This window comes from Paraburkholderia sp. EG287B (genome assembly GCF_040965595.1).
Classification (GTDB): domain Bacteria; phylum Pseudomonadota; class Gammaproteobacteria; order Burkholderiales; family Burkholderiaceae; genus Paraburkholderia.
Genome location: NZ_JBFRCG010000011.1, coordinates 301304 through 325926, shown reverse-complemented (window position 1 = coordinate 325926; position 24623 = coordinate 301304). Strand labels below are relative to the sequence as shown.

The window sequence follows — 24623 nt, the reverse complement described above, 5'->3', positions numbered from 1 at the left end:
GAGCCGCATGAAACATGCGGCTCTTTTATTGCATTGCAGTTACGCCGGTATGGCGGCCGGGCTGTTCTCCGGCGGCATGCGTCAGGCGATCAGGTAGCGTTCGCGATTCTTGCCCGCGATCCACTTGGGCGGCTTGCCGCGCCCGCTCCAGGTCGCGCCCGACTTGGGGTCCTGATAGCGCGCGGGCAGCGGCGCCTTTTTCGGCGGGCGTCCGCGGCGCGCGGCCTCGGCAAAGCCCAGGTCCTGGGCGGAAAGGCCATACTCGGCGATCTTTTCCCGGATCGCGGCGATGACGTCCGCGATCTCGGTGCGCCGCGCCTCTTCGGCCTGAGCCTGGAGTTTTGCGATCTGCGCCTTGATTTCTGTATATTGCGACATTTCTATTCCCCCTTCATTGCTCTTGAAACCGGCTCGATCGGAGATTAGACGCAAATAACGGAATTCGCAATCGCTATTAATACTGTTTTTTCACGCTATTCTTCGATTTAACGATCGACCGGCTCCAGCGCAATTGCGTACACATCGATCGCAATAATTCGATCAATTACGTCCAAATTGACAATCCTTGACAGCATCGAAAAGGGCGACTGCCTAGAATCTGGCATTTCCCGGTGCCGGTGCTTTACGCGGCCCCTTCAAAAATCGACTTTTCGAGGTGTCACGCAATGCACTTATCCAGGCGGCTCATCGCCGAACTGATCGGCACTTTCTGGCTCGTTCTGGGCGGCTGCGGCAGCGCGGTGCTCGCGGCCAACTTCGCCGGGCCGGTTCACGGACTCGGGATCGGGTTCGTGGGCGTGTCGCTCGCCTTTGGTCTGACCGTGCTCACCATGGCCTACGCCATCGGCCACATTTCGGGCTGCCATCTGAATCCCGCCGTGAGCGTTGGCCTGACCGTGGCGGGCCGCTTCCCGGCGCGCGACCTCGTGCCCTATATCGCAGCACAGGTGGTGGGCGCGGTGATCGGCGCTTTCGTGCTTGCGCTCATCGCGACGGGCAAGCCCGGCTTCGACCTCGTCGCGAGCGGCTTCGCGACCAACGGTTACGGCGGGCAGTCGCCGGGCCACTACGCCATGGGCGCCGCGTTCGTGTGCGAAGCCGTCATGACCGCGTTCTTCCTGTTCGTCATTCTCGGCGCAACCGACAAGCGCGCACCCGCAGGCTTCGCGCCGATCGCCATCGGCCTGTGCCTCACGCTGATTCATCTGATCTCGATTCCCGTCACCAATACCTCGGTGAATCCGGCTCGCTCGACCGGCCCCGCGCTGTTCGTGGGCGGTGAGGCGATCTCGCAGCTGTGGCTGTTCTGGGTCGCGCCGATCGCCGGCGCAGTGATCGCAGGCATCGTGTACCCGGCGGTGGCGGGGCGGCGCGAAGCGGTGGCGGCGGTCGCCGTGCGCGAGACGGCTTGACGGCCTCTGACGCGCGCTGACACGTCCGCGCGGCCCGAGCCGCGCCGCATTGCGACACGTTCTCCGTGCAGTTGCAAACGGGCGCTTCGGCGCCCGTTTGTCTTGCTGGCCGCGGCGCGCTCCGGCTGCGCTGCTGGCCGGGCCCGTGATGGCTGCACTGCTAGAATCGGGCGACCTTCCCATTGTCTTGCGACCTGGAGCATCACGCCCAGCATGAAGCGCTCACGCCCCCGGCCAGGCCGGATCGCCTCGACGCTCGCCGCCGCGCTGAGCGCACTGCTATGCGCCTGTGCGCCGCTGCCGCACGCCAACGGACCCGCTAACGCCGGCGAGACAGCGCAAACGAATGCGAGCAGCGCGCCAGCTGCGCGCAACGTCGAAACACTCATCTTCGTGAGGCATGGCGAAAAGCCGCCGGAGGGATTCGGCCAGCTCAACTGCAAGGGGCTGAACCGCGCGCTTGCGCTGCCAGCCGTGATCGCGGCCAAGTACGGCAAGCCCGACGCCATCTATGCGCCCGACCCCGGCGAGCAAAAGGAAGACAACGGGCATTCCTACTACTACGTGCGCCCGCTCGCGACGATCGAGCCGACCGCGATCCAGTTCGGCATGCCGATCCAGACGCCGTATGGCTATTCGAAGATCGACGCGCTGCAAACCACGCTCGTCGATCCGCAGTGGCGCGGCCGCACCGTGCTCGTTGCGTGGGAACACCGGGAAATCGAGACGCTCGTGCGCCGCATCGTCGCCGCGCACGGCGGCAGCGCGAGCGATGTGCCGCGCTGGGAAAGCGCGGACTTCGACAGCATCTATGTGGTGCGCATCGACTGGAGCGGCGGCGCCGCGCGTGCGCGTTTCTCCCACGAGCGCGAAGGGCTCGACGCACGTGCGGACGACTGCCCGTGCGCGCAATTGCCCGCGGCGCAGTAACCGTCCCGCGGTAACCGTTCGCATGGAATCGCGAGAGCGGTGGCGGCGCTAGCGACCGCGCCCGCGTGAATTACGACGCGAGTTCGTCGTCGAGCGCGAACAGCTTGCGCAGATGATGCGCGACACCGGCTTCGAAGTTGTTGCCGATGCGCGGCACCCGAGGCAGCCGCTTGATGAGATCGGGATTGGCGTTGTTCATCATGAACGGATGGCCCGCCGTTTCGAGCAGATCGATGTCGTTCATGTTGTCGCCGAACGCGACGCAACCCGCCGCGTCCACGCCGAGGCGGTCGAGCACGACGCGCAGCGCGCGGCCCTTCGAAACGCCGGCCACCATGACTTCGAGACAATCGGGCAGGGAGTAGGTGACGTAGAGCGCGTTGCCGAACTCGCGCGCGAGATTTTGCGCGACGTGTGCGAGATCTGCCGGATCGCCGATATAGAGCGCCTTGGCAATGCCTGCGCCCGCGTAGTCGCGCAGATCCGCCACGCGGTACTCGAAGCCCGAGTCTTGGTGATATGCGAGGAGTTCGGGCGCATCGCGGTCGATGAGCCAGGCGTCGTCGGTGTAGATGCTCACGATCACGCGGCCATGCTCGCCCACGGTGTCGGCAGCCACGAGACGCTCGACCATGGGCGCGCCCAGATTGCTCGCGTGGATCAGCGTGTCGTCAGGTGCGTGCACGCGCGCGCCGTTCGCGGTGATGAGATACGGTCGGATGCCGAGCACGTCGCGAATGCCGGCCACGTCGCAATAGTGGCGGCCGGTCGCGATCACGAACGGCAGCCCTTGCGCATCGAGCGCGCCCAGCGTGGCAACCGTGAACGGATCGACCTGATGGTCGCTATTGAGCAGCGTTCCGTCGAGATCGGTTGCAATGACCTTGTACATGGTGATCACACAGCTAGCGGGAAACGTTGAATCGTAGCATCTGCGGCATGGCTATGCCGTTGACCTACGTTCGTGCCCCTTCTCACAGCCACTCAGCTGTCCGCGGCGGCGCTTGCCAGCCGCTGGGCCTCCATCTGCGCGAGCCGCAGCGCACCGGTGGTGGAATCGGCGAGCGGCGCGCGCAGGCGATCGCGCACCGCTTGCGGCACCCATTCGCGCAGCGGCTGCCCAAGGCCGCCCGAGAGCGCGGCCGGCAGCTTGCCCGAAGGATCGAGCGCGGTGATGAGTTTCGCAATTTCCACGCCGGCTTCGGCGAGCAGCCTGGCGACGAACGGATGTTCGCGATGCGCGAGGACGACCGGCGCGAGGCTGGCATACGCCGTCTGGTTGGCCGCGCACTGCCACACAATGAGACTGTCTCGATCGGTGGCGCACGCGTGTGCGAGCAGGGCCCGTGCGAAGTCGTCCATGGGCACGCGGGCATCGAGCGCCTGCTGCGCCCAGACGATCGCACGCAGGCCGAACCAGGCGCCACTCGCTTCGTCGCCCGAGGGAAAGCCGAAACCGCCCGCAATGCGGCACTGACCGTCCTCACCGAGAACCGCCGCGATGCTGCCCGTGCCGAGGGCGACCACCACGCCCGGCGCGCCGCCGTGCGCGCCCAGCAGTGTCGTGTAGGCGTCGCTTTCCACCGCGAGCCCGGCCGCCGGGGGCGCGGCAGCGAGAAACGGCGCCAGCCAGTCGGGGTTGTTCACGCCTGCGAGCCCGCAGCCAAGCACGCATTGCGACCAGTCGAACGCGAGCCCCGCCTGGGCAAACGCCGCGCGGCAGCCTTCCTCGATCGATTGCCAGGCCCGTTCGATACCTAGCCCGAGCCCCGACGGCCCCGCAGCCGCGCGCGCGAGTTCGACGCCGTTCGTGTCGCCAAGCGCGATGCGCGTGCCGGTGCCGCCGCCGTCCACGCCAATCAACCAAGTGTATTTCTGCATGATGTCCGCCGCGCCGCGCGCGCCTGAGAGTCCGGTTCGAAAGCCAAAATTTTTGTCGTGCCGCAGAGACTAACGGCTTCCCAGGCTTCGCACAATCGGCCATCCGGCCAGGGTGGCGGCGCGGCACCGATCCGCTATGCTTGCGTGGCTCGAACGACGTCTCGCAAGGGGAACTTACCGTGACACACCGCTGCAACTGGGTATCGGCCGGCGCGTCGCCGCAGTATGTGCAATACCACGACGAGGAGTGGGGTGTGCCGTCGCGGGACGACCAGCATCTGTTCGAAATGATCGTGCTCGAAGGCGCGCAGGCAGGACTCTCGTGGTCCACGATACTCAACAAGCGCGAAGGCTATCGCCGCGCCTTCGCCAACTTCGACATCGCCAAGGTTGCGCGCTTTACGCCCAACCAAGTCGAAACGCTCATGCAGGACGCCTCGATCGTGCGCAACCGGGCCAAGATCGAGGCCGCCATCGCCAACGCGCGCGCCGTGCAGCAGATCCAGGCCGATCACGGCACGCTCGCGAAATTTGTCTGGTCGTTCGTGGACGACACGCCCATCCAGAACGACCTCGCCTCGTATCGCGACGCACCGGCCTCTACCGAAGTCTCGGACGCGCTTAGCAAGGCGCTCAAAAAGTACGGCTGCAAATTCGTTGGTACGACGATCTGTTACGCGTTCATGCAGGCTGTCGGCATGGTCAACGACCACGAGCGCGACTGCATGCGCCGCAAGGCATGCGCAGCGCTTGGCAAAAAGAAGCGTCGCGCCTGAGCGCAGCGAAGCTCGTGCGACTCGGGTAACTCCCGAGCGGAGCGGGACGCCGTGCAAACTCTTGTCTCGCATGGCTTTGTGACACGCCAGAGCGACTGCGCCCGGCGCCGGCCAGCCTGTCTTTTGATCGCTACCGTGCGCCGCCCCACGGTTTTCCACTGGCGTGCCGTTATAACGGGAAGTGAATGCAGGCGCGTCAGGGGAACGGGTAGTGATGCCGGCTGGGAGGCCGGCGGCGCCGCATTAGAAGGGAATTAACCTGTGCCTGGCACCTGGGCAACAGGGGGTTGAAATGAAAAACGTCCACTTCCTGAGTCATCAGGAGATCTTCGACCGCGCAGTGGCCCATCTGTTTGGCCAGGGGCGCGCGGCACTTCTTCCACGCGGCGGCGGCGCCTATCGGGGCGGTGGCTGTGGCGGTGGCTCCGGCAGCGCGCACTGCTACGGCGGATGTCCGGTCGGCAGCTTCATCCGGCCACGCGACTACATGAGCGCCATGGAAGGCATACCCGTGCGCTTCATCGGCCGTGAAACGAACGACGTGCCGCTCTATATGGACGTGGGCGTTGCCGCGCTGAAAAAGGCGCTGCTGCGCGCCCATATCAACATATACGACCCCGCTACGATCAATCTGCTGAGTTGCCTGCAGAACGTGCACGACGTGTTTGGCGTGTGGGAATGGCGCGAACGCCTTTGCTCGATCGCCGCGCAGTTCGGCTTGTCGCCCGAGCAGCTGAAGGACGCCGCCTGAAATCGGCCGGCGCGCACATCGCGCGCCGCGCTTCGGCGCTTAGTGCTACGCACGAACACGCGCAAACGCAAACGGCGGCGCAGCTTCTTGCGAAGCATGCGCCGCCGTCTGGCGGAACACCGAAAAGCGAAAAAGCTTAGTGGAGCTTCTTCGGCAGCATCTGGCTGCGCAGACGCTTGTGCAGGCGCTTCACAGCAGCTGCCTTCTTGCGCTTGCGAACTGCCGTCGGCTTTTCGTAAGCTTGACGCTCACGCAGCTCGGCGATCAGGCCGTTCTTTTCGATTGCACGGCGGAAGCGGCGAATCGCCACTTCGAACGGCTCGTTTTCCTTCAGAAGAATCGTCGTCATGTATTTCCTAACTCAAATCGCTTAATACGGTTCAAAGGCGCGAGCGTCAAAGCCGCTCACGCGCCGGCCCTCCGGTCGTTCGCCACGCTGGGGCTAAACGAGAGGCAAGGCGGCCACGGAGGCCGGAAAAGAGAAGTAGGGGGTTCACAGCGGAACGCGATCAGGTCGACCTTGCTGCAACACACCTGACCGCCGGTTTGCGGCCGCCAACAGTAACGAACACGGCAACAAAACAGGCAAAGATCTCAATTCACTCCCAATGATATCAGGAAAAGATCCGCCTGACCAGGGTTTCTTGATTCTAGTCAGGGACTTGCGCGGCTTGCCACGGCCGCCGCGCCCGCCCTGTCAATTAGGACACCTGGGTTAATGCCTTTGCCGTCAGGCGCTCGCGTCGTTGAGCGCCTGGATGTCGGCCGGATCGAGCTTCAGCCGTACCGCGGCAGCCAGGCTCTCCAGTTGATCCAGCGAGGTCGCGCTCGCTATCGGCGCGGTAATGCTCGGGCGCGCGATCAGCCACGCCAGCGCAACCGCCGCGAGCGTGCTGCCGTGGCGCTCGGCCACGTAATCGAGCGCCGCGAGGATCCGGATACCGCGGTGATCGAGGTACTTCTCGACGCGCGAGCCGCGCGTGCTCTTCGCGAGATCCTCGCGCGAACGGTACTTGCCCGAGAGAAAGCCGCTCGCGAGGCTGTAATAGGGCACAACCGCGAGCTTCTGCGCCATCGCCACCGGTTCGAGATCGGCCTCGTAGCGGGCGCGGTCGTACAGGTTGTATTCGGGCTGGATGATCTGGTACGCGGGCAGGCCGGACCTCGTCGAAACCGCGAGCGCTTCCTCGACGCGCGCGCCCGTGTAGTTCGACGCGCCGATCACACGCACCTTGCCGGCCTCGATCAGCCGCTGGTAGGCACCGAGCGTTTCCTCGAGCGGGACCTTCTGGTCGTCCTCGTGCGAGAAGTACACATCGATGTAATCGGTCTGCAGACGACGCAGCGAATCTTCTACGGCAGCCGCGATGTTGGCGGCGGAAAGTCCCGGGCGGCGCGCATCTTTTGCGACCTTCGTTGCGATCACCACCTTGTCGCGCTTGCCGCTTTTCGCGATCCACTTGCCGATGATCGTCTCCGACTCGCCGCCCTGGTTGCCGGGCACCCACGCGGAATACACATCGGCGGTGTCGACGAAGTTGAGGCCGGCGTCGGTGAAGGCGTCGAGGATCGAGAACGAGGTGGCTTCGTCTGCGGTCCAGCCGAAGACGTTGCCGCCGAACATGAGCGGGGCGACCTGCAACGAGGAAGTGCCGATCCTGCGTAGTTCCATGGGGCCTCCAGAAAAAGGGCGGACGGGGAACCGCTGAGCATACGCCGCCTCGCGGCGCGCTGCAGCGGGCACGGGCACGCGGCCGCGGAAGTGCCCTGGCGGCGCTGCACTAAACCACGCGCGATACCTGCCGTAAACACGCTTGCAAACTGCAGGACGCAGGAATGCGTGAGGGAAGCGGGAAGCACGGAGCGCGGCGCAACTGGATTTTTTATGCACCGCGCAAATGAGGTCTCGATTGTCGGTGCTTCCCCTCAAGTTTTTTTTACCCACGCCGACAACCTTCACTGAGGCGGCCAGCAATGAAAGATTGCACCCGCCGCGGCCATAGTGGCTTGTAACGGGCTTTCAGCCCGCTTAGGAGAATTTCCATGCTCGGAATTAACAGCAACATCAACTCGCTCGTCGCGCAACAGAACCTGACGGGCTCGGGCAGCGCGCTGTCGCAAGCGATCACGCGCCTGTCGTCGGGTAAGCGCATCAACAGCGCAGCTGACGATGCAGCAGGCCTCGCGATCTCGAACATCATGCAGACCCAGATCAACGGTCTGAATCAGGGTGTGTCGAACTCGAACGACGGCGTTTCGCTGGTTCAAACGGCATCGAGCGGTCTGTCGTCGCTGACGAGCAGCCTGCAGCGTATCCGCCAGCTGGCCACGCAAGCGGCCAACGGCTCGATGACCGCAGACGACCGCGCAGCACTGCAGCAGGAAGTGAACCAGCAAGTTTCGGAAATCAACCGTATCGCGTCGCAAACGACGTACAACGGCATGAACGTGCTGAACGGTTCGCTCGGTACCGTGTCGTTCCAGGTCGGTGCAAACGTCGGTCAGACGATCAGCCTGAGCCTGTCGCAAAACATGTCGGCAGCCTCGATCGGCAGCGGCGTGCCGCAAGCCGGCCAGACGCTCGGCACGTTCAGCGGCCTGAGCCTGAGCTCGGCTGGCGCTTCGGTCGCCGCCTCGGCAGCAACCGTCACGTCGATCAATGTGGTTTCCGACGGCAGCGGCGGCTTCACGTTCACGGACCAGAACAATCAGGCACTGAGCAGCGGTGCGGTCGGTACGCTGTTCACGGCCACGGGCGCTTCGGGCACCAGCGGCAACGCCATCCAGGGCTCGGGCGGTGCGGTCTCGCTCAGCATTGCCGCAGCCTTCAATACGGCTGTCGGCTCGGCCGGCTCCGCTGCTGTCGCTTCTGTGGACGCTCAGGTCAACTCCTACAACGTGCCGACGGACGTTGCTAACGTCGACATCAGCACGGCAAGCGGCGCAAGCATGGCCATGGAGTCGATTGACAACGCGCTGAACACGCTGAACAACCTGCAGGCAACGCTCGGCGCAGCACAGAACCGCTTCACGGCAATCGGCACGACGCAGCAAGCTCAGTCGACCGACCTGTCGACCGCCCAGTCGTCGATCCAGGACGCCAACTTCGCAGAAGAAACGGCGAACCTCTCGAAGGCGCAAGTGCTGCAGCAAGCCGGTATCTCGGTGCTCGCACAAGCGAACTCGCAGCCGCAGCAGATCCTGAAGCTCCTCCAGTAATACGAGCTTCTGTAGCCCAAGCGTTGCGCGCCCGGCCGCCATACCCGTGAGCGCAACGCAAGCCAATCGGGAGGATCGCCTCCCGATTGGCGTTTTCCAGACTTGAACCGATTCAAACTGCAACGCCGACGCACGGAGCCCCTTCATGTCCACCGTAACCAGTTCGACAGCCAGCACGATCGCAAGTAGCGTCGCCGCTACGACCGCAGCGAGCAACGCCGCTCTGCAGCAAGCAGCCCAGTCGATTGTCAGCGGCTCGACCGGCAACTCGTCGATGGACGTGAATTCGCTCGTCACGGCGCTCGTCAACTCCAAGATCGCCGGCCAGGCCGCCACGATCAGCGCCGAGCAGACGCAGGACAACACCGAAATCTCTGCGTACGGCGCGCTTTCCGCCGCGCTCTCCGCGCTCCAGGCAGGTCTCTCGCCGCTCTCGGACGGCACGACCCTCAGTGCGTTCAGCACGACGCTCAGCGGCACCGGCCTTACGGCCACCGCAGGCAGCGGCGCGGCAGCAGGGACGTATTCGCTCGACGTCAAGCAAGTGGCACAAGCTCAGGTGCTCACCTCGACCGGCTACGGCGCAACAACGGCGCTCGCCTCGGGCTCGTCCACGATGACGCTGACGGTCAACGGCGCCAGCACCACGATCTCGCTCGACAGCACCAACAGCACCGTCGCGGGCATTGCATCCGCGATCAACTCGGCCACCAACAATCCGGGCGTGACGGCAACGGTCGTCAACGGCGCCGATGGCGCGCACCTCGTGCTGCACGCCACCTCGACCGGCGCATCGAACGGCATCAGCATCGCGATCAGCGACTCGAATTCCAGCGATGCCTTGAACAACCTTGCCGTGACGACCACGGCAGGCACGGCGATCACGAGCGCGAGCGCGACTTCCGCCAACCTCACCGCCAACCAGTCGACGATCTCCAACACGACCAACTGGACACAGTCCACGGCCGCACACGACGCCTATTTCACGATCGACGGCACGGGCGCGACCAGCACGACGAACACCGTAAAAACCGCGCTGTCTGGCGTCACGCTGACCCTCACCGCAGCGGCGGTCGACACGTCGAGCACGGGCAGCGGCGCACAAACGCTTACGGTTGCGCAGAACACCAGCGCGGAATCCAGCGCGATCAACAATTTCGTCACGCTGTACAACACGCTCGTGACGACGATGTCGACGCTCACGTCGTTCAGTTCGACGTCGACGTCGCAGGGCGTGCTGCTCGGCGACTCGACGCTGAACATGATTCAGAACCAGCTGGCGACGATCGTGGCAACCGGCGTGAAGAGCGGCAATACGACGACCAGCCTGGCATCGATTGGCGTGACCCTGAATTCGGACGGCTCGCTCTCGGTCGACAGCGACACGCTGAATACGGCACTGCAAAACAATCAGTCGACCGTGGCGGCGCTGTTCAATTCGACCAACGGCGTCGCCGCCCAGTTGAATAACAACATCACGAGCTATCAGTCGAGCACGGGCGTCATCACGACGCGTACCAACGCGATCCAGACTGACCTGACGAACCTTTCGACGCAGCAGTCCAATCTCGCGGAATACCAGTCGCAGCTCACCAGCATGTACACCGCGCAATTCACCGCGCTCAACACGCTGATGGCGACGATGAACAACAACCAGCAGTACCTCACGCAGCTCTTCGGCGGCACCAACAGCGCAGGCGCGCTGGCCACCAACAAGAGCTGAGCGCATCCAGCAGGAGAGACGACGTGGAATTCGCAGCGCCCATCGATCGCATCTGGCAGATCACGAAAGACATCGAACAGGCGGCAGCCGTCGGCGAATGGGAAAAGGCGGCCGCGCTCGCCAACGAGCGCTCGCCGTTGCTCATGTCGCTCTCCGCGAAGCAAACGGACGCCGCGCTCGACGTGCTCAAGCAGGTTCACGCGATCGACGCGCGCATCGCCGCAACGGCAGGTTCGGCACAGTCGGCGCTGAGCGCCGAATACCGTTCCGCCATGCAGGCCACGCGCAACGTGAACCAGTATCAGCGCGTCGCGCAGTTCTGAAGTACGGACTTTGCAGCGCGTACAGGAATAACAAACAACCATTGCGCCCTCGAGGGCGCATTCGCGTACCTCGGCCCGCCTCGTGCGGGCTTTTCTTTGTGCGCCCTCATTGCGCACGGCCATGGCCGCAACGGCCGACTACCCCGACCCATCTCCGCCCTTCGTTCGCACCACCGAATTGGCGGGCGTTTTGACGTCAACTCGGCAATTCGTCCCGAGTGCGCGCCCTCGATAATTGCCTTACTTCTGCTAACTGCGGCGCAAGCACGCCTTCGTCATGACCGCTTTCCCCACTCCGACCGAAACCACCGCGCTCGCCCCCCAATCGCAAATGGGGAACGACATCCAGCTCGTCATGGAAGCCGGGATCGAACATCATCGCAAGCAGGAATACAGCGAAGCCGAAGCGCTCTACGCCATCGTGCTGGAAGCGGATAGCGATCATGTCGACGCCAATTACCATATGGGCGTGCTGTACATGCAAACGGACCGGCCAGCCGAGGCCGCGCCGCACTTCGAAGCGGTGCTCGGCCATACGCCGAACTTCGCGCAACTCTGGGTCTACTACTTCAACGCCCTGACCGCGAGCAACCAGTTCGAAGCCGCGCGGATGGCGCTTGATGTGGCGCGGCAATGCGGCGTTCCCGGGGATGCCATCGAGACGTTGAAGGCTCGTCTGCCCCAGCCTGATGCGGCGGCAGCACCAGCGCTGTCGACTGAACCTTCGCACGCGGCCGCGGTGGAGCCTCCCGAAGCTGCGTCGAAGCAGAAGACTCCGGACACGCCCGCAGCGATAGCCGACCTGCGTCGCGCCAGCATGACGGATCTGCGCCAGTTTGCCGATCTGTTCAACGGCGGAAAAACAGAGGCCGCGCTGAAGCTTGCCCGTCGCTTGACGGAGCAAAACCCGGCGCACGGCGAATGCTGGCTGACGCTCACGCACGCCCTGCAGCGCGCAGGCAAGTATGCGGAATCCGTGATGTCGGCCGAGCGGGCCACCGGCCTGCTGCCCAACAGTCTCCCCGCGCAGTCTATGCTGGCCGACGCGCTGCATATCACGCGCCAGCACCAGCGAGCCATCGCGCACTGCACCCAGGCGCTCGAAAAACATCCCGAGAGTGCAGCACTGCATCGCACATTGGGTGCCGCCCTTCAGGCGACCGGCCGCGCCGGCGAGGGCATCGCCCAGATGCGCCGCGCAGTTGAACTGGAGCCGAACAATGCTCTCGAGCTCGACGCGCTGGCTAACGCACTGAACGAGGATGGCCAGTACGACGAAGCGGAAAGCGCCTTTCGCAAGGCGCTCGCACTCGCGCCCATGCAGGCGGCCACGCACAGCAACCTGCTGTTCTGCCTGATGCACAAGACCGACCTCGATGCAGAAAGCGCCTTCGCGGAGTTCAGCGAGTACGGGAAGCGCCAGGAAGCCTCCCTGCGTCCACACTGGCCGCAGCACACGAACGATCGCAACCCATCGCGGCGCCTGCGGATCGGCTTCGTTTCCGGCGACCTGATCAATCACCCGGTCGCCTACTTCTTCCAGTCGATCGTGGAGCATCTGGCCCGCGATACGAGCCTGTCGCTGCACGTCTATTCGAACTACGTCGTCACCGACGCGTTCACGAAGACGATCCGGGAGCACGCGCAAGAGTGGCACGAAATCTTCGGCATGACCGACGCAGCGGTCGCGCAAAAAATGCGCGACGACGGCATCGATATCATGATCGATCTGTCCGGCCATACCGGCCGTAACCGTCTCGTGGCCCTCGCGCACAAGCCCGCGCCCATCCAGGTGAGCTGGATCGGCAATCCGGCCACGACCGGCCTGACGGCCATCGACTATTACATGTCGGACCGGTTCGTCACACCGCTCGAACAGTTCGCCAGCCGTTTCTCGGAAAAGCTCGTGTTCCTGCCGGCTCTCGCGCCGTTTAAGCCGTACGCGCAAGCGCCGGAGGTAAACGAGCTGCCCGCCTTGAAAAACGGCTACCTGACCTTCGGCAGCTTCAGCCGTCTGGTCAAGATCGGGCCGGAAGTCGTGGCGCTCTGGGCGCGCGTGCTGCGCGAGATACCGACTTCGCGCATGCTCATTGGCGCGATCACGTCGATCGAACAGATGAACAGAGTAGCCAAACTGTTCGCGAGCGAAGGTGTGGACGTGAGCCGCATCAGCTTCATGCAGCGCAAGGGCACCGATGTCTACCTGCAACAGCACCAGCAGGTCGACGTCTGTCTCGACGCGTTCCCATTCGCCGGTTCGACCACGACCATGCACGCCCTGTGGATGGGCGTGCCCACCATGACCCTGCCCGGCGTTTCGATGGCGAGCCGGGGCAGCACGGGATGGCTCTCGCACCTCGGGCTCGACGAGGCGTTCGTCGCGAACGACAAGGACGACTTTGTGAGCAAGTGCGTCGCGCTCGCCAGCGACATCGAGGCACTCGCAACGGTGCGCCGCGAGTTGCGCCAGCACTGCATGCAGTCGCCCATCATCAGCGCAAGCACGATCGCCAACGCCGTATCGCGTGCGCTGCGAACCATGTGGCAGCGCTGGTGCGACGGACTTGCGCCGGAGCATTTCGAGGTCCTGGCGCAGCCGCAGGATGCTTCAGCGGAACCGGTTGCGGAACCGGCGCGCGAGCAGCAACAACCGGGTATTGCGCCAACAGCCGGCTCGATCACGTCGATCGACGCGGTGACCGGCATCCCCGCAGCGACGAAACCAATCCGTATCATCTGCGGCACCCGCCGCACCCGTGAGCAGTTCTCGAATGAAACGGCGCTTGGCCAGTCGCTAAAGCTCTACGCCCAACTGCCCAACATCGAACTCCAGCTGTTCGACAACAACACGCGCGGGCTGTCCAGCATCTACAACGCGGCGATCGAAGAGGCGAAGCAGCGTCCGGCGATCCTCGTATTCGTTCACGACGACGTCTGGCTCAACGACTTCTTCTGGACCGAGCGCATCCGCGAATCCCTCGCCCGTTTCGAGGTGGTGGGGCTCGCCGGCAACCTGCGCCGCGCGCCGCGCCAGCCCGCATGGGCCTTCGCGACGCCCGATCTGCAGTGGGACGAGCGCAAGTATCTGAGCGGAACCGTCGGCCACGGCAAGGGGTTCCCGTGCAACATCGCGTCGACCTTCGGGCCTTCCGGACAGGAATGCAAGCTTCTCGACGGTCTGCTGCTGATTGCGGATAGCGAAGTGCTCGCGAAGAGCGGCCTGCATTTCGACGAGCAGTTCAAGTTCCACTTCTACGACATGGACTTCTGTCGCCAGGCGGAACTCAAGGGGCTGCGCATGGGCACCTGGCCGATTTCGGTCGTGCACGAAAGCGGCGGCGCGTTCGGCACGCCGAGCTGGCGCGAAGGCTACGAAAATTATCTGCGCAAATACGGCGATTGAGGCCGTTCTCCCAACAACCAGGCGACGCTCCGGCGTCGCCTGCTGGCAGTCAATAAACGGTTCGTCGGGCAGCGGTCCAGCCCTGACGGCGGCCATATCGGCGCAGCGCCCGTCTCGCGTTGCACGTTCCTCTTCCGGTCGATCGAATGGCGCTCAATGAGACGCTGTTGACCGGGCCTGTCATGGCTTGCCGATTCGCCAAACACACATAACGAAGACAGTCCGAACAGGCGTCGAGCAATTGCGGCGGGGCGCCTCCGGGTTGTCATTCTGTCCAGCGGTCTTGTCATGAACACGACCTGCCTGCCGCGCCGTCCGCGCACCCTGCTCACATCGCTTCGAACAAAAAAAGCCTGCTCACGGGATAGTCCCGGAGCAGGCTTTGACTCGTCCCGTGACACTCAGGTCACAGCGAACAGAATGTCCTGCGGTAACAGCGGTGACTTGTCGATCGCCTGCAGCGCGCGAATCTTTTCACGCGAGACGACCTGCGGATCGACCCACCAATCCTCGAACGGAATCGGATGCGGCGAAACGGGCGGGAACAGCACGGACACGTCTCGCCCGACGAGTTCATAGCCGTGGCGAAGCAGAATATCGCGACTCTCGCTGCGGGCGCGAAAGTCGCCCGAATACGCATCGGTTTCGAATGTGATCACTGAGAACCGGTAGCGATCCAGCGGCAACTTCTTCAGGACCTGCAGCGTGTTGTAGCTCGGATCGATGTCGAGTTGCAGATAATCGATTCGCTGCGTGTCTTGACCGAACCATACGGGCAACGCCTTCGCGTAATCGAGTGCGAGCGCGTCTGCGAGCACGAGCGTATGGTCGGGCCGGTCCTTGAGCCAGCTGCCGAAAAATGCCGGATCGAACTCGATCGACACGCCTTGCCAGCTGTAAAGGAGCGCCAGCAACGCAGTGTTGTTGTTCGACAGCGGATAATTCGCGCCGACTTCCAGATAGCGGCCGTGCGTACGGCCCTCCAGCATCGACAGCACGAAGATGTCCTGCCATGCCTGCGAAGCATTGCGATTGAGCGTGCCAGCACCCGCGAACGGGAAGCGCAAATGCTGCTGCATCTGCGGCTGCCACGTCCACGCTTGCTGCAATGACTGAATATCCATAGAGATGGCGTCTTGCATGCGAATCCCGGCTTAGACGATTTCGATTTCCGGGAACGGGAAAATCAGTCGCCCGCCACTCTTCAGATACTCGCTTTCACGGCGCAGGATGCCGTTCTTGAAGTGCCACGGCAGGACGAGGAAATAGTCCGGCTTCATCGCACGCGCCTTCGCTTCGGAGATGATGGGGATATGCGTGCCCGGCGTCACGCGGCCGAATTTTTCCTCGTTCACTTCGGCGATGGCCGGAATGTCTGCCGCGGTGAATCCGCAGAACTGCAGCACGACGTTGCCCTTCGTCGAAGCACCGTAACCGAGCACCTTCTTGCCGTCCGCATTCAGGGCGCGGATCAGTCGCGTCAGGTCGTCGCGATGGCGGAACACGCGCTCCTCGAATTCGCGATAAGGACGCGGCGTATTCAGGCCCATCCGGTCTTCCTGCTCGAGCAGCCAGTCGATCACCGGATGATTGACCTTGATCGAGTGGTCGCCGGCTTTCGCGGCCGTCACGGCGAAGCTGCCGCCGTTGACGGCATTCATCACGACGTCCACCAGCTTGAGGCCGGCCGCTTCCAGAATGATCTTCACGACGGCGAGCGAATAGTACTCGAGGTGCTCGTGGCAGATCGTGTCGTACGAATTCAGACGCAGCATCGACGGCATGTAGCTTTGCTCGAAATGCCAGACACCGTCATCGGCGAGAATCGATTCGATCTGTTTCGCGAATTCGATCGGCGCTTCGAGGTCGTAGAACATCGCGATCGACGTGACGATCTTCGCCGGGCGACTTTCGACCGAGCGGTAAGCGTCGGCGGAAAAGAAGTCGGGGACGAGGCGCACGTCTTCCGGATAGTATTCACGGAACTTGTTGCCGGTCGGATCGATGCCGATCCGGCGCAGACCGTTGGTGCGGTAAGCCCTCAACGTCGTGGAGTCGTTGCTGCCGATGTCGAGCACGACGTCGCCGGCCGAGAGCGGCTTCAGGCGTTCGAGGTACGCGATCTTGTCGGTCAGGTGATCGACCATCGACTGGTTCAGCCCCGATCGATAGCCGTAATTGTCGCCGTACATCTCCGACGGCTCGTACGAATGCGCGAGCTGCAACAAGCCGCTGCCCGGCGACCACACGAGCTCCAGCGGGCCCTGCGTGACCGGCTCGTCAGCCGATTTCGGAAAAACGCCGGTAAGTGCCTGGTGGCCGAGATTGAGCACCGGGATCTGATGCGTGCTGCCGCTCACACGGCAACCGGGAATGGCACGATATGAATTCATGGATGGCTCCGGAACGAAGCGATTTCGGTGGTAAACGGATGGAATGGAGTCACTGCACGCGATCTGCCGTGTGCGTGGCGACCGCCGAATCCGAGATCAACATGTTGTGGCCGAACACACCGGCGTTCCTGAAGTGTTCGACGATCAGATAGCTGTGCAGACGTTCGAGCAGGAAGCCGACCGAGCGCCGTTGATAACCGTCGCGCGCAACGAAGCGCGGCGAGTTCATGAACTCCGAGGCGCGCTCGAGCACCGCGAAGATCGAGCGGAACAAATCGACGTGGTAGAGACCGATGCTGCAGGAGGGCACGAAGTGCTGCTGGCTGATGAATTTAAGCGCGTCCGAGGAATCGAACAGCTTCTCGCCCATCATGTACTGCGTGAAGCTCAGGAAATCCTCGAGTACGTGGGCGCCCTGGTATTGCGCAATGACGCCCGCCGCACCGAGGGTGATCGGCGTATTGAAGCAGCTGTTCGTACGCTGACGCTCGAAGCAATATGCGTAATTGCCCAGCTCCGCTTCCTGAACCACGGAAGCCCACGGCAGATTGCTTGCTTTCGGCGCATTGACTGGCGTGGGCGAAATGAACCGGCGGTACTGAAAGATATTCAGATACTCGTAGCCCGACGCGATCGAGTCGAGATTGCGAAACAGCCAGAAAAGCTGCGCGTATTCCGACAACGCGTGCCCGTGCTCGCCGTACAACTCATCAGGCACGATTGCCTTTCTCCGGATGTTGCCCGGCACGGCATTCGGCGAAATCAACAGATCGACGAAATGCGCGTGCTCGGCCGGAAACGGCACGTGCCCGATGCACACATTCAACGTATTCATTTTGACGGGCCCACAAATCCTTTTGCGAAGCTAAAGGCTAACGGCTGTGCCTTCCCCTCAATCGGGCGAACAGACCGCGGTTAGCGGTGCAATTCTTTGGATGCGCTGTTGGCACTGGCGCTTCGTCGTGCACACCCGGGCAGGCGCGGTCAGGAGCACGATCGAAGGCATCGAGTTCCAAATGGACATCCTTACGGATTGCCTGGTATCGGGCGCATGCAACGCATTGAGCGTGTCAAGCCACGCTCGACAGCGGAGGACACGAACGCCTTGCGGAGGTCATGGAGCCAGAGGTGTGACGGGAGATGACGCTGGTGTGTCGAGTTCTGAAGGCGTCCCGCGGCAGGACTCTCGACTTTGCAGTGGTGGGAATTTTTGGCGCGCCCGGCTGGGATCGAACCAGCAACCCCTGCCTTCGGAGGGCAGTACTCTATCCATTGAGCTACGGGCGCGTTGACTTGCTGGCGCCGCCGACTGACCGAAGAATACGGAAAAGGCAGCGCCGAAGAGAGACCGAGAGAATAACCGGTTTCGGTTAAACCGTCCACCGCACAGGTTATTAAGGGTCGCATCTCCACGAGGCACAACCCAGGCGAAACAGCGCAGGCCGCCGCCGGTCCGCTCCGGGTAAACGCCCGCTGAACTACTCCCGCGCCCACCCACCAGCCGGAAAACCTTCCGTCTATAATCGTCGGTGTTTGATCTGCCGCATGGCCATTGCCGTCCTGCTGTACCGCTCACCATAAAACCAACGGGAGTCGAGACAAGCATGAGCGAAGCACCCCACGGAGCCCCGATCAAAACGCCCGGCCAGCTGATCGCCGCTGTCATCGCCGGGTTTGCCGTCCCCATCGTCATCATCGTTCTGCTCGCCTATTACGTCGACAACACGACGCGCACCGGCGCGGGCACCGACGAACTCTCCACCCAGCAGGTCGCCGCGCGCATCGCGCCGGTCGCGCAGGTCAACGTGCGCGACGCCAATGCGCCGCGCGTCTACAAGACCGGCGAGCAGGTCTTCCAGGCTGTCTGCTCGGCGTGTCACGCCTCGGGCGCCGCCGGCGCGCCGAAATTCGGCAACTCGGGCGACTGGGCACCGCGCATCGCGCAGGGCTTCGACACGCTCTGGAAAACGGCGCTCTCGGGCAAGGGCGCGATGCCCCCGCGCGGCGGCACGAGCCCCGACGACTACAGCGACTACGAAATCGGCCTCGCCGTCGCCTATATGGCGAACCACGCCGGCGCGAACTTCCAGGATCCGCCCAAGCCCGCGCCAGGCGCGGCCAATGCCGCCAATGCGGCGTCGGGCGCGGCGGCCGCTGCGCCGGCCTCGGGTGCATCGGCCGCCGATACGAACGCCGCCCAGGCGCAAGCCGCCGCGGCGGCGATCGCGGCCATCCCGCAGGCTTCGTCCGCTCCCGCGGCAGGTGGCGGCTCGCAAAGCGCCGATGCTTCGCAGGCAGGCAAGGCGCTCTATCAGCAGGTTTGCCAGGCGTGTCACGCCGCGGGCGTGCTGGGCGCGCCGAAATTCGGCAACAAGGCCGACTGGGCGCCGCGCCTGAAGGACTCGATGGACACCGTCTACAACTACGCGTTGCACGGCAAGGGCCAGATGCCGCCCAAGGGCGGTTCGACCGCGTCGGACGCCGACGTGAAGGCCGCCGTCGATTACATGGTCAGCGCGGCGAAGTAAGCGCCCCACGCGGGCCAAAGCACAAAACGATCCCCGCCCGTAGCGATACGGCGCGGGGATTTTTATTTGCGTCGATGAAAAAGCGCTAGCGCGTCAGCGCGCGGGATGCGCATAGTCGCGGGCGAAGGTGAACGAACCCGAAGCGTCGTCGGCCAGCGCGCCGTAGCGTTCTGCCAGCTCGGCGGGAGCGAGCCACGGATAGCTCAAGCCCGCTTGCAGGCGCTCGAGCCGCGCACCGTCCGGGTCGTCGATCACGTCCATCCGGGCAATGTGAATGTGGAATGCCGACACGCGCGGCGCGCTGTCGTTTGCGTCGAACGTCCAGCGATACGTGCCGTGACCGATGCGCAGCGCGCCCGCCGCGTCCTCGCGCATCACGACGAGCCAGGGCAGCGCGTCGATCGTGCGCTCGCGCACAACGAGCGCAGCGGCTTCGCACAGGTAGTAAGTGCGACAGCGCGAATAGCGCTCACCGAAATCGCTTACCAGCGTCTTCGCGATCGCCTCGGCGCCGACGCTGCGCGCCGGAAACGCGATGTTCGGTGTGGCCAGCGAGAACGTCAGTTCGGCATCCGGCGCGAACGCTTCTTGAATCCGTACGGGCTTCGTGTTGTCCTTCGCGTCGATATACGTTTCAAGCGCGTGACGGTAATGCGGCAGTAATGGATCTTCCATCGGCGGCAGCGAGCGGGACAGGGGCGTTCACTTTACTGCCGCCCGCGTCCCCAAAAAGCAAACACCCGCTGCACGCCAGGGTCATCACCCCTTCTGCAACAACGCCTTCAAACTCGCCAACCGGTCCTTCGGCGTCATCGGCGCCTCCTCGGCGGTCGGCGGCGGCGCGTCGTCGAGGCCCATCTCCGGAATGAAGCGCGATGCCTCGCACACCACCGTCTCGCGCGCCCGCTTGCGTTTCTTGCACCAGTTCAGATGCAGGCTGCGCTGCGCGCGCGTGATCGCCACGTACATGAGGCGGCGCTCTTCCTCGATGCGCCCTTCGTCGATCACGTCGTCTTCCGAGCCGCCGCGGTGCGGCATGATCCCCTCTTCCACGCCCACCAGGAACACGTGCGGATACTCCAGCCCCTTCGACGCATGCACGGTCGAAAGCCTCACGGCGTCCGGGTCCTCTTCCTTGCCTTCGAGCATCGACATCAGCGCGACGGTTTGAATGAGGCCCATGAGGTTCTTGCCGGTATCGGCGAGACCATCGGCGTTGTCATAACCGGTGGCTTCGCTGTCTTCGCCGATCTCCTGCTCGGGCTTCGTGCCCTTGCGCTTGAGCCACTCGAGGAATTCGAGCACGTTCTGCCACTTCGATTGCGCCTGGCGCTCGTCGAAGGCGTCGTAGAGATACGCCTCGTAGTGAATCGCGTCCATGAGGTCGTCGAGCACGACCGTCGCCGGGTCCTTCTGCGCGCGCTCGGCGAGGCGCTGCATGAAGTCGCAGAACACGCGCATCGGCTCGACCTGGCGCGCCGAAAGCCGCGCCTCGATACCGCCCATGTAGACGGCCTCGAACAGCGACACCTTCGCCTGCCCCGCGAACGAGCCGAGCGCTTCGAGCGTGGTGTTGCCCACGCCACGCCGCGGCGTGGTGATCGCGCGGATGAACGCGGGATCGTCGTCGTGATTGGCGATCAGGCGCAGATAAGCGCAGATGTCCTTGATCTCCGCCTTGTCGAAGAACGACTGGCCGCCCGAGAGCACATAGGGAATGCGCTCGCGGCGCAGCACCTGTTCGAAGATGCGCGCCTGGAAGTTGCCGCGATACAGAATCGCGTAGTCGCGAAACTGCGCGCGGCGCTCGAACTTGTGCGCCGAAAGCCGGAACACGACCGACTCGGCCTCGTGCTCTTCGTCGTTGCAGGGCGTGACGGTGATGGTGTCGCCCATGCCGTGCTCGGACCACAGCTTCTTCTCGAACAGCTTCGGATTGTTCGCGATGACGTTATTCGCGGCCGTCAGGATGCGCACCGTCGAGCGGTAGTTCTGCTCGAGCTTGATGACGTGCAGCTTCGGAAAGTCCTTGCCGAGCTGCGCGAGGTTTTCGAGCGTGGCGCCGCGCCAGCCGTAGATGGCCTGGTCGTCGTCGCCCACGGCCGTAAACGCCGCGCGCGGGCCCGCCAGCAGTTTCAGCAGTTCGTACTGGCAGGCGTTGGTGTCCTGGTACTCGTCGACGAGCAGGTAGCGCAGCTTGTTCTGCCAGCGGTCGCGCACCTGCTCGTTTTTCGCGAACAACTCGGCGGGCAGGCGGATCAGGTCGTCGAAGTCCACCGCCTGATACGCGTGCAACGTCGCCATGTAGTTGCGGTAGACGATGGCCGCCTGGTGCTCGTCCTCGTTCGAGGCCGTGGCCAGCGCCTGCTCGGGCATCACGAGACCGTTCTTCCAGAGCGAGACGATCGACTGGATCTTGCGGATGAAGCCTTTGTCCGTCGAGCCCACCTGCTCCTGGATCATGGCGAAGCAGTCGTCGGCGTCCATGATCGAGAACTGGGGCTTGAGGCCCAGGTGCTCCGCCTCCTGGCGCAGGATCTGCACGCCGAGCGAGTGGAATGTGCAGACCGTCAGCTGGTTGGTCGGCACCTTGCGGCCTTCCTTGCCGGGCGTGGTGAGCGTCTTGCCTTCGAGCAGTTTGCCCACGCGCTCGCGCATTTCGGCGGCGGCCTTGTTCGTGAAGGTGACGGCGGCGATATGGCGCGGCTCGAAGCCTTTCGCTTCGATGAGGTGCGCGATCTTCTGCGTGATGACACGCGTCTTGCCGCTGCCCGCGCCGGCGAGCACGAGACAGGGACCGTCGAGATAGCGCACCGCTTCGTTCTGGGCGGAATTGAGGCCTGCGGACATCGTTGGCTGGATTGGAAAAACGGGTGGTACGGCTGGGAGGCGTGCGGACGAGGCGCCTGGCCTTTCGTGACGCCGCACGGCGCGAGGCGTGCGAACGTCGCAGCGGCCTCTCACGCGGGAGGTGCGATGTTAACACGGCACAGCGATACGCCGATGGCGCCCCCGATGTTCCTTTCCGCCGGTCATCCGTCCCTCGCCGCGTTCCGCTCGTTCTACGCGCCGTGCCACAATAACGGGCTCCCGCCACCCGCACTCGCTGGAAAGAGGACGCGCTAAATGACTGCACCGCAACCGCTGCAAATCGGCCTGATGGGCTACGGCTTCGCCGGCCAGACTTTCCACGCCCCCGTGATCGCGCATAGCGGCGCCGCGCAGCTCGCCGCCATCGCCACGAGCCAGGCCGGACGCGCCCAGGCTGACTACCCCGATGCCGCGATCGTGCCCGACCTCGACGCGCTGCTCTCGATCGACGCCATCGAATGCGTCGTGATCGCCACGCCCAACGACACGCACTACGACCTCGCGCGCCGCACGCTCGAGCGCGGCAAGCACGTGCTGGTCGACAAGCCCGTCACGCTCACGGCCGAGGAAGCGCGCACGCTCGCGGCCATCGCAAAGCAGCGCGGCCTCGTGTTCGCGCCGTTCCACAACCGCCGCTGGGACGGCGATTTCCTCACCGTGCGCGAGCTGATCGAGCGCGGCGAACTCGGGCGCATCACGCACTACGAATCGCATTTCGACCGCTTCCGCCCGCAAGTGAAGCAGCGCTGGCGCGAAGACGCCACGCGCGGCGGCGGCCTGCTCTACGATCTCGGTCCGCACCTGATCGACCAGACGCTCGCGCTGTTCGGCGCGCCCGAGTCGATCACCGCGTTCGTTCACACGCGCCGCGAAAACGCGAGCGCACCGGATTACGCGCACCTCGTGCTGCGCTACCCGCACCACGACGCCGTGCTGCACGCCAGCGCGCTCGCCGCCTACGCGCCGCGCTTCGCGATTCACGGCACGCGCGGCAGCTATCTGAAAAACGGGCTCGACACCCAGGAAGATCAGCTCAAGGACGGCCTGCGCCCGGGTCAGCCCGGTTTCGGCGCGGGCAACGAGACGGGCCGCCTGCACGTGCTGCGCGACGACGGCCAGGAAGCCGATCTCGACGTGCCCAACGCCGCGGGCAATTACGCCGATCTGTACCGCGCGCTGGCCGCAGCGATCCGCGAGGGCAAGCCGTTCCCCGTGAGCCCGCAGGACGCCATCGACGTCATGACGCTCATCGAACTCGCCATGCAAAGCGCGCAAGAAGGCCGCACGCTCGCGTTCGTGCGCCAGTCCTGAGCGCACCGGCGCGCGCTTTCGGCTGCGGTGTCGACCTTGCATTGCGCCGACGCCGCTGAAAGGTCCATACAAATGGTTACATCTGGTTGCCGCGGTAGGGTCATCACGCGGCAATCGCCAGACGTTTGTGGACATGCAAGACCAAAAAGGCAGCAACGACAAGACAAAGGAGAGTCTGAATGACCCGCTACACCCGCGCTCTACGCCTGATCGCCGCTGGCGCACTCGTCTCGACCCTTGCAGCGTGCGTGGTCAACCAGCAGCCGGCGCACCACCCTGCTGCGCCGCCCCCGCCCGGCCCGAATCCGCACGAGGTCGCCGTCGATCGCCTGCATCAGGTCGACAGCCGCATCGACAACCTGGGCCATCGCATCGACATGCGCGTGAGCCAGGGGTACTACCCGCCGCCCCAGGGCAGCGCGCTCCATCACCGCCTCGACACGATCCGCGGCGAAGCGCACGACATGGCCGCGCAGCACGGCGGCGGCATCTCGCCCGACGAGCAACGCGTGCTGAACGAGGAACTCGACACGGCCGCTCGCGCCATCGGCGAGTAAGCGCCACGCGCCTTGGCCTGTCGGCACGGACCGCGCGCTCGCGGTTCGTGCCGCGCCTTCCCACCGATCCGAACCGCCCCCGTTTTTCCCCCTGTGCGATGGTTGGCGCGCTGCCGATCCGCGCAAGCCAATACCAGCAAGCCTCACGCCCCTTTGCTGGCGCCGCGCGCAGAATTTTTCCGCATTGACATAGCCCCGAGGCGTCGCGCACAATCGCTGCGCGCGCCGGGAGAGCGCGCCGTTTGCTTTAGCTTGCTTTCGCTAGTGCAACCGGCGCCGCCGAAGGGGCAACCCACAAACTCTCAGGCAAAAGGACCGTGCGCGCCGGACCGCTGATTCGCTGCATTTGCGCTTTTTGCGCGAGATGACGCGAAGCGGCACACAGTCCGCAACTCTGGAGAGCGGCAGTAGAACGGGCGGCGGCGGATCGTAACCCCCACGCGTTCAGGCTGCCCACCGAAGGGGCGCGCGCCAACCGCAACAGGGCGCAATCTCTCAGGTACCGAGGACAGAGGGGCCATGCAAGAACCGACCACGGGCATCGT

The 24623-nt window shown here is 64.1% G+C and carries 21 protein-coding genes, 1 tRNA gene and 2 riboswitches; of the genes, 11 read left to right on the top strand and 11 right to left on the bottom strand.

The features are described from left to right. Positions 1-81: 81 nt before the first annotated feature. Complete coding sequence (locus AB4Y40_RS22005; protein WP_368689557.1) at positions 82-378, bottom strand: H-NS family nucleoid-associated regulatory protein; 297 nt, start codon at positions 376-378, stop codon at positions 82-84. Between the two features lie 287 nt (positions 379-665). Between AB4Y40_RS22005 and aqpZ the strand changes: the two genes are divergently transcribed. Both aqpZ and AB4Y40_RS21995 read left to right on the top strand, forming a co-directional pair. After that, positions 666-1412, top strand: a complete 747-nt coding sequence (gene aqpZ / locus AB4Y40_RS22000; RefSeq protein WP_368689556.1) for an aquaporin Z — start codon at positions 666-668, stop codon at positions 1410-1412. Between the two features lie 213 nt (positions 1413-1625). Continuing rightward, positions 1626-2342 carry a histidine phosphatase family protein gene (locus AB4Y40_RS21995; RefSeq protein ID WP_368689555.1) on the top strand — a complete coding sequence of 239 codons (717 nt, stop codon included), beginning with the start codon at positions 1626-1628 and terminating at the stop codon, positions 2340-2342. 70 nt (positions 2343-2412) lie between these two features. Here AB4Y40_RS21995 and AB4Y40_RS21990 read toward each other — a convergent pair whose 3' ends face one another. Together AB4Y40_RS21990 and AB4Y40_RS21985 are read right to left on the bottom strand one after the other, a co-directional pair. Then, positions 2413-3234 (bottom strand): Cof-type HAD-IIB family hydrolase, encoded by an 822-nt coding sequence (locus tag AB4Y40_RS21990; RefSeq protein ID WP_368689554.1) that lies wholly within the window; start codon positions 3232-3234, stop codon positions 2413-2415. A 92-nt stretch (positions 3235-3326) separates the two neighbouring features. Further along, positions 3327-4223, bottom strand: coding sequence for a BadF/BadG/BcrA/BcrD ATPase family protein (locus AB4Y40_RS21985; RefSeq protein ID WP_368689553.1), 897 nt, complete (start codon positions 4221-4223; stop codon positions 3327-3329). A gap of 179 nt (positions 4224-4402) precedes the next feature. On the opposite strand from AB4Y40_RS21985, the gene AB4Y40_RS21980 reads away from it, so the two are divergent. Beyond that, a complete protein-coding gene (locus AB4Y40_RS21980) occupies positions 4403-4999 on the top strand; it encodes a DNA-3-methyladenine glycosylase I (RefSeq protein WP_368689552.1) in 597 nt (198 codons plus the stop codon). A gap of 292 nt (positions 5000-5291) precedes the next feature. After that, on the top strand, positions 5292-5750 hold the full coding sequence (locus tag AB4Y40_RS21975; protein ID WP_368689551.1) for a hypothetical protein: 459 nt from the start codon (positions 5292-5294) through the stop codon (positions 5748-5750). A gap of 136 nt (positions 5751-5886) precedes the next feature. On the opposite strand, the gene rpsU is transcribed toward AB4Y40_RS21975, so the two are convergent. Next, a complete protein-coding gene (gene rpsU, locus AB4Y40_RS21970) occupies positions 5887-6099 on the bottom strand; it encodes a 30S ribosomal protein S21 (RefSeq protein WP_004198205.1) in 213 nt (70 codons plus the stop codon). A gap of 381 nt (positions 6100-6480) precedes the next feature. Next, entirely contained in the window at positions 6481-7422 is a 942-nt protein-coding gene (locus tag AB4Y40_RS21965) for an aldo/keto reductase (RefSeq protein ID WP_368689550.1), read from the bottom strand. A gap of 371 nt (positions 7423-7793) precedes the next feature. On the opposite strand from AB4Y40_RS21965, the gene AB4Y40_RS21960 reads away from it, so the two are divergent. The 4 genes from AB4Y40_RS21960 (at position 7794) to AB4Y40_RS21945 (ending at position 14418) form a co-directional block, all read left to right on the top strand. Next, positions 7794-8969 (top strand): flagellin, encoded by a 1176-nt coding sequence (locus tag AB4Y40_RS21960; RefSeq protein ID WP_368689549.1) that lies wholly within the window; start codon positions 7794-7796, stop codon positions 8967-8969. Positions 8970-9114: 145 nt separating this feature from the next. Continuing rightward, positions 9115-10692: a flagellar filament capping protein FliD gene (gene fliD / locus AB4Y40_RS21955; RefSeq protein WP_368689548.1), complete on the top strand. Its 1578-nt coding sequence runs from the start codon at positions 9115-9117 to the stop codon at positions 10690-10692. A 23-nt stretch (positions 10693-10715) separates the two neighbouring features. Then, positions 10716-11015 carry a flagellar protein FliT gene (gene fliT / locus AB4Y40_RS21950; RefSeq protein ID WP_324142778.1) on the top strand — a complete coding sequence of 100 codons (300 nt, stop codon included), beginning with the start codon at positions 10716-10718 and terminating at the stop codon, positions 11013-11015. A gap of 277 nt (positions 11016-11292) precedes the next feature. Further along, positions 11293-14418 carry a tetratricopeptide repeat protein gene (locus AB4Y40_RS21945; protein ID WP_368689547.1) on the top strand — a complete coding sequence of 1042 codons (3126 nt, stop codon included), beginning with the start codon at positions 11293-11295 and terminating at the stop codon, positions 14416-14418. A 401-nt stretch (positions 14419-14819) separates the two neighbouring features. Here the strand turns inward: AB4Y40_RS21945 and AB4Y40_RS21940 are convergent, their stop codons facing one another. From AB4Y40_RS21940 to AB4Y40_RS21925, 4 genes are all read right to left on the bottom strand, one after another. Continuing rightward, positions 14820-15560, bottom strand: coding sequence for a hypothetical protein (locus tag AB4Y40_RS21940; protein WP_368689546.1), 741 nt, complete (start codon positions 15558-15560; stop codon positions 14820-14822). Between the two features lie 12 nt (positions 15561-15572). Next, positions 15573-16811, bottom strand: coding sequence for a class I SAM-dependent methyltransferase (locus AB4Y40_RS21935; RefSeq protein ID WP_368689545.1), 1239 nt, complete (start codon positions 16809-16811; stop codon positions 15573-15575). 49 nt (positions 16812-16860) lie between these two features. Next, positions 16861-17646, bottom strand: coding sequence for a hypothetical protein (locus AB4Y40_RS21930; RefSeq protein ID WP_368689544.1), 786 nt, complete (start codon positions 17644-17646; stop codon positions 16861-16863). Positions 17647-18022: 376 nt separating this feature from the next. After that, a tRNA-Arg gene (locus AB4Y40_RS21925) sits at positions 18023-18098 on the bottom strand. Positions 18099-18415: 317 nt separating this feature from the next. Here AB4Y40_RS21925 and AB4Y40_RS21920 point away from each other — a divergent pair. Then, entirely contained in the window at positions 18416-19339 is a 924-nt protein-coding gene (locus AB4Y40_RS21920) for a cytochrome c5 family protein (protein ID WP_368689543.1), read from the top strand. Between the two features lie 93 nt (positions 19340-19432). Here AB4Y40_RS21920 and AB4Y40_RS21915 read toward each other — a convergent pair whose 3' ends face one another. Beyond that, the gene (locus AB4Y40_RS21915) at positions 19433-20014 is read right to left on the bottom strand and encodes a hypothetical protein (protein ID WP_368689542.1); all 582 of its coding nucleotides are present in this window, start codon (positions 20012-20014) and stop codon (positions 19433-19435) included. A gap of 84 nt (positions 20015-20098) precedes the next feature. After that, a complete protein-coding gene (locus tag AB4Y40_RS21910; RefSeq protein WP_254319173.1) occupies positions 20099-22189 on the bottom strand; it encodes a UvrD-helicase domain-containing protein in 2091 nt (696 codons plus the stop codon). 276 nt (positions 22190-22465) lie between these two features. Between AB4Y40_RS21910 and AB4Y40_RS21905 the strand changes: the two genes are divergently transcribed. Together AB4Y40_RS21905 and AB4Y40_RS21900 are read left to right on the top strand one after the other, a co-directional pair. Further along, on the top strand, positions 22466-23521 hold the full coding sequence (locus AB4Y40_RS21905; RefSeq protein WP_368689541.1) for an oxidoreductase: 1056 nt from the start codon (positions 22466-22468) through the stop codon (positions 23519-23521). A gap of 179 nt (positions 23522-23700) precedes the next feature. Beyond that, entirely contained in the window at positions 23701-24078 is a 378-nt protein-coding gene (locus AB4Y40_RS21900; RefSeq protein ID WP_368689540.1) for a hypothetical protein, read from the top strand. 216 nt (positions 24079-24294) lie between these two features. Next, positions 24295-24405: riboswitch (glycine riboswitch) on the top strand. 57 nt (positions 24406-24462) lie between these two features. Continuing rightward, positions 24463-24600, top strand: a riboswitch (glycine riboswitch). Positions 24601-24623: the final 23 nt, after the last annotated feature.